Genomic DNA, 5466 nt, shown 5'->3' with positions numbered 1-5466 from the left:
GGTGCATATGTCCCTCCTAACCCGTTTCGCGGTAAAAAACAGGGGCCAATCTTCCTTTAGAAATCAGCGCCTTGCCTTGTTTGGGCCATAAAGGCGCCCAACCGTTGCCGCACTGGTCCGTTACGGACTGTGACAGATGGGGCTCGTCCCGTCTGTTTTGGATCCGTGTCATGACTTGTCAGTTGCTCCTCCCGGCCCCCAGCGGCACCAGATTGCCGAAGGTGTCGATCCATCTGCCGATCTGCAACGAGCCGCCGCAGAATGTGCGCGAAACGCTCGATGCGCTCGCCGCGCTGGATTACGACCGGTTCGAGGTGCTGGTGGTCGACAGCAACACCACGGACCCGCATCTCTGGGAGCCGGTGGCCGAGCATTGCGCGCGCCTCGGCCCGAAATTCCGCTTTTTTACGCTGGGCAAATATAAGGGGCTCAAGGCCGGTGCGCTGAATTTCGCGCTGTGTGAGACCGCTCCGGATGCGGACATCATCGGCGTGATCGACTGTGATCATATCGTCGCGCCGGACTGGCTGCGGGCGATGGTGCCGGCCTTCGCCGACCCGAAGCTAGGCTTCGCCCAATCGCCGCGGGAGTCCCGCGATGCGGACGGCGACGCCTTCAGGCGGCATATGTTCGGGGAACACGGCGCGACGACGCTGATCCGCAAGCAGGCGCTCAACGCCGTGCAGGGCTGGGCGGAATGGTGCGTCACCGAGGATGTCGAGCTGGCGCTGCGTCTGTTTCGTGCCGGATATGCGGCGGTCTATGCCGGCCGGAGCTTCGGCAAAAGCGTGCTGCCGGATGATTTCGCGGCGTTGCGCGCGCAACGCGCCCGCGGGGCTTATGGCGCCATGCGCGTCCTGCGCGCCCATGCCGGGGCTTTGCTCAACCCATTCAGCAAGGCGCTCACGCCCGGTCCGCGTTGGCATTTCGTGGCCGGTTGGCTGCCATGCATGGGCGACGCGCTGGGCCTGGCGTTTCTGATCATGAGCCTGGCCTGGTCAATTGGCCTGATCCTGGATCCGGCGCGCGAAGTCCCGGCCGCGCTGGTTCTGCTGCCGTTCGGCCTGTTCCTGTTCAAGCTCGCGCCGCTTTTCGCCGGGCGGACCGGCGCCGCATTGGCGGGGCTGGCGCTCTCGCATGGCATCGGCAAGGCGGTGTGGCGGGGGCTGTTCACCAGCCAACCGCCATCCTCGCGTATGCCGAAAATGACCGGCGCGCCGGCTTTGGCGCGGGGGTTGGCGATGGCGCGCGAGGAGTTCTGGATTTTGCTTCTGATCTGGAGCGCGTTGCTGGGCGTGGGGATCAGCCAGGATTGGGCGACGCTAGAGGTGCGGCTGTGGTGCGCCATGCTGTTCATCCAGTCGCTGCCCTATCTCGCCGCCATCGGCGTTTCGATGTTCGCCGCCATGCCGTCCCATTTGCCCAAAAGGGCGCCGTGGCCGGCGGCAATGAGCGCAAGGGATGGGTATGGGCGCTGCCGCTGACACGGCCCGTGCCCTCCGGGGCTATTCCAACGGTGCGACGCATCGCCGGAACCTTCAGCCCCTCCGCCCGGCATAAAAGAAGTTTTTGCGCCGCTTTTTTCAAAAAAGCGGCTGCTTGCTTCCCGACCGGGAGAAAAAATGTGGCCGCGCAGGGCTGGGTCGCGCATCTAATCCTTGCGGCGCGACGGCGAAGCCGGGCATAAGGCCCACGTTGACCGCGAATGCGCGACCGGGGATCCCCCGGCCTTGGCGGCCAATCTGCTGTTAGGGGCGGGGACGCCTCTCGGGCATTTCTATCCCCGTCCATTCCAAAATCGCGCGTGGATACCGGACAAGATCGCTTGGAACCTCGTTCCGAAGCGCCGGAGACGTTTGTTTATGACTGACCAAATCACTTTCGAATCATTAGGCTTTGCCGCGCCCATCCTGCAGGCGCTGAAGAATAGCGGCTTCACCAGCCCCACGCCGATTCAGGCGGGCGCCATTCCGGCCGGCCTGTCGGGCCGCGACGTGCTGGGCATCGCCCAGACCGGCACCGGCAAGACCGCCGCCTTCGCGCTGCCGATCCTGCAGCAGATGGCCGCCAACCCGCTGCGCCCGCGCCGTTTCGGCACCCGCGCGCTCATCTTGTCGCCGACCCGCGAACTCGCGGTACAGATCGAGCAGGAATTCAAGAAATTCGGCACCGGCCTCGTGCTTAACACCGTGCTGATCGTCGGTGGCGTCGGGCGCTCCGGCCAGGTTAACCGCATGTCGCGCGGCGCGGACATCGTGGTCGGCACGCCGGGCCGCATCTGCGACCTGATGAGCACCCGCAATCTGCTGATCGACCAGTGCCAGTTCTTCGTGCTCGACGAGGCCGACCGTATGCTCGATCTCGGCTTCATGCCGGACATCCGCAAGGTCGTCGCGGCGCTGCCCACCCGCCGCCAGTCGGCTTTGTTCTCCGCCACCATGCCCAAGGAAATCGTGCATCTGGCCGAGGGCCTGCTGCGCGACCCGGTGCGCGTCACCATCCAGGCGGTGTCGTCCACCCCCACGCGCATCGACCAGTCGGTGCATTTCGTTGAAGCCTCGGGCAAGAAGGCGCTGCTGGTTGACCTGCTGCGCGGGCCGGAAATGACCCGGGCCATCGTGTTCACCCGCACCAAGCGCGGCGCTGACCGTGTGGCTTTGCAGCTCAACGCGGAAAAGATCACGGCCGCGGCGATGCATGGCAATCTCGGCCAGAATGCACGGCAACGCGCGCTGGAGGCGTTCAAGGCCGGCACCGTGCGCGTGCTGGTGGCCACCGACCTTGCCGCCCGCGGCATCGACGTGACCGGCGTCTCGCATGTGGTCAACTATGAGCTGCCGAACGAGCCGGAAAGCTATGTGCACCGCATCGGCCGCACCGCACGCAACGGCGCGAGCGGCGTCGCGGTGGCTTTCTGCGACGCCACCGAGCTCGCTTATCTCAATTCGATCGAGAAGCTGACCGGCGTGAAAATGGCCGTCGCCAGCGGCACCCGCCCGGCCCACGCCTTGCCGGCCCGGAAGCCGCAGCGCCACCCGGACATGATCGTGCGCAAGCCCAAGCCGAAGCGCCCGCAATACCAGGACAAACGCGGCGCTTCCCGCGCGGCGTAGACAAGGAAGAAAGCAAGCGCTTCTTTTTTGAAAAAAAAGAAGCAAAAAACTTTTATAAACTGGGCCGTGCTGGTTTCAATGCCGCCGGCCCAGCGTAAATAAAAGTTTTTGCGCCGCTTTTTTCAAAAAGCGGCTGCTTTCTTTCTGGAGGTGCTGCGATGTCGACCATGCGTGATCTGACCCATTTGCCGGCGCATAAGCTGGCCGCCGACATTGCCGCGCGGCGCGTCTCCCCCGTGGAGGTGATCGACGCGGTGATCGCCAAGGTCAACGCGCAGGAGCCGCGCCTGAACGCCTTCGTCGCGACCTATCTCGATGATGCGCGGCAGGCGGCGGAAGCGGCGGACAAGGCGATCCGTTCCGGCCATGCGGTCGGGCCGTTCCATGGCATGCCGATCGCGCTGAAAGACCTGGTCGACATCGAAGGCCGGGTCGCGACCGGCGGCTCGAAAGTCTGGGCCCAGCGCCGGGCAACGCGTACCGCCACTTTGGCGCGCAAGCTGATCGCCGCCGGCATGATCGTGATCGGCAAGACGCATACGGTTGAGTTCGCCTTCGGCGGCTGGGGCACGAACCAGCACATGGGCACGCCGCGCAACCCGTGGGACATGGAGACGCACCGCGTGCCCGGCGGCTCCAGCAGCGGCTCGGGCGTGGCCGTGGCGGCGCGCCTGGTGCCGTGGGCCATCGGCACCGATACCGGCGGCTCGGTGCGCTTGCCCGCCTCTTTCTGCGGCGTGACCGGGCTGAAGACGACCATTGGCCGCATCAGTACTTACGGCGTGCTGCCGCTGACGCCGACCCTCGACACGCCGGGCCCGATCACCCGTTCGGTCGAGGATGCGGCACTGCTTTATCAATTGCTGCAAGGCGAGGACCCGTTGGATAAGCTGACCATCGGTCAGCCGGGCGCGGCGCCGATTGCGGCGCTGAAGCGTGGCGTGCGGGGCCTGCGCCTGGCGCGGATCCCGGAGAGCGAACGCGCCGGCGTGGCGCCGGACATTCTCGCCGCCTACGACCAGGCGCTGGAAACGCTGGCCCGGGCCGGCGCCGAGATCGGCACCATCGAACTGCCGAAACCATTCGGCGACTACACGCTGCTCACCAGCCAGATCATGCAGGCGGAAGCCTATGGGCTGGCGGGTGAACTGGTGGAAGACAAGACGTTGCCGATCGATGAGGGCGTGCGCGCCCGTATCCTTGGCGGGGCGAAAATTTCCGCGGCCGAATATTTCCGGGCGCTGCAAGCGCGAGAGGCGCTGAAAGCGGAATTCGCCGCCGCCTTCGTCGGCTTCGACGCGGTCCTGACCCCGACGACGAAGATGACCGCAATCCCGGTTGAAACCGTGGATCAGGCGATCATGCCCTCGCATTTCACCCGGTTCGTGAACATTCTCGACCTTTGCGGTCTCGCCGTGCCGACGGGCTTCTCCGCCGAAGGGCTGCCGACCTCGATGCAGATCGCGTGCCGCGGTTATGACGAGGATACGGCGCTGCGCATCGGCTGGGCCTATCAGTCGGTGACCGATTGGCATGAGCGCGTGCCGGCGGGATTTTAAGGAAGGGAAGACAAGGAAGCGCTTCTTTTTTGGAAAAAAGAAGCAAAAAACTTTTTTAACGCTGGGTCATGGGCTGCGTCAGCGACAACGCCCATGGCCCAGCGTAACAAAAGTTTTTGCGCCGCTTTTTTCAAAAAGCGGCTGCTTTCTTCCTAGAACTTCGTAATGCCCTCTTCGGTCGCCACCGCGTGCAGCCGCAAATCGGTCGGCTCTGTCGGCACATGTTCGAAACACTGCACGGAGAAAGCGCAGCCCAGGCGGAAGGCGTGGGGCAGGGTGGCGAGGGTGCGGTCGTAATAGCCGCCGCCATAGCCGAGCCGGTTGCCGGCGGCGTCGAACGCCAGCAGCGGCACCAGCAGGAAATCCGGACGGACGATATCGCCCGCGGGGTGCATCGTGCCGAACCGGCCCGGCACCAGCGCGTCGCCCGGGCGCCAGGCGCGGAAGATCAAGGGCAGGCCGAGGCGTGGGGTTTCCGGCAGGCATAAAGCGTGCCCCCGCGTGGCCAGGGTTTCGAGCAAAGGCCGGATATCGATCTCATGCGCCATCGGCCAGAACCCGGCGACGATGGCTCCTGGCGGGGGCGGCAGGTCACGCAGCACATGTCCGGCCAGGCGCGCGCCGGCTTCGGCCGGATTGCATGACGCACGGCGCGCAATCGCCAGTGCCCGTTGCGCGACTTTGGCGGCGGCGGTTTCCATTACACGAGCGCCGGAATAGAGCCGCGCTGGTGCCGGCACCACCGACCCAGCCTAACAAAAGTTTTTGCGCCGCTTTTTTCAAAAAGCGGCTGC

General features: G+C 65.1%; 4 protein-coding genes. 3 read left to right on the top strand and 1 reads right to left on the bottom strand.

Features of this window, described 5'->3' with window-relative positions; all coding sequences use genetic code 11:
- Positions 1 to 170 precede the first annotated feature (170 nt).
- From VNC39_RS15200 to VNC39_RS15190, 3 genes are all read left to right on the top strand, one after another.
- Complete coding sequence (locus VNC39_RS15200; protein ID WP_325400496.1) at positions 171 to 1484, top strand: glycosyltransferase; 1314 nt, start codon at positions 171 to 173, stop codon at positions 1482 to 1484.
- Positions 1485 to 1862: 378 nt separating this feature from the next.
- On the top strand, positions 1863 to 3113 hold the full coding sequence (locus VNC39_RS15195; RefSeq protein ID WP_325400495.1) for a DEAD/DEAH box helicase: 1251 nt from the start codon (positions 1863 to 1865) through the stop codon (positions 3111 to 3113).
- A gap of 158 nt (positions 3114 to 3271) precedes the next feature.
- Complete coding sequence (locus tag VNC39_RS15190) at positions 3272 to 4672, top strand: amidase (protein WP_325400494.1); 1401 nt, start codon at positions 3272 to 3274, stop codon at positions 4670 to 4672.
- Between the two features lie 152 nt (positions 4673 to 4824).
- On the opposite strand, the gene VNC39_RS15185 is transcribed toward VNC39_RS15190, so the two are convergent.
- On the bottom strand, positions 4825 to 5373 hold the full coding sequence (locus VNC39_RS15185; RefSeq protein ID WP_325400493.1) for a 5-formyltetrahydrofolate cyclo-ligase: 549 nt from the start codon (positions 5371 to 5373) through the stop codon (positions 4825 to 4827).
- Positions 5374 to 5466: the final 93 nt, after the last annotated feature.

It is taken from the genome of Acidocella sp. (assembly GCF_035535915.1).
Lineage (GTDB): Bacteria > Pseudomonadota > Alphaproteobacteria > Acetobacterales > Acetobacteraceae > Acidocella.
This window is presented reverse-complemented; position numbering and strand designations above follow the sequence as displayed.

Excerpts from the sequence above, each read along its gene's own strand:
- VNC39_RS15200 (WP_325400496.1), top strand. The coding sequence starts at position 171 with ATGACTTGTCAGTTGCTCCTCCCGGCCCCCAGCGGCACCAGATTGCCG.
- VNC39_RS15190 (WP_325400494.1), top strand. The coding sequence starts at position 3,272 with ATGTCGACCATGCGTGATCTGACCCATTTGCCGGCGCATAAGCTGGCC.
- VNC39_RS15185 (WP_325400493.1), bottom strand. The coding sequence starts at position 5,373 with ATGGAAACCGCCGCCGCCAAAGTCGCGCAACGGGCACTGGCGATTGCG.
- VNC39_RS15195 (WP_325400495.1), top strand. The coding sequence starts at position 1,863 with ATGACTGACCAAATCACTTTCGAATCATTAGGCTTTGCCGCGCCCATC.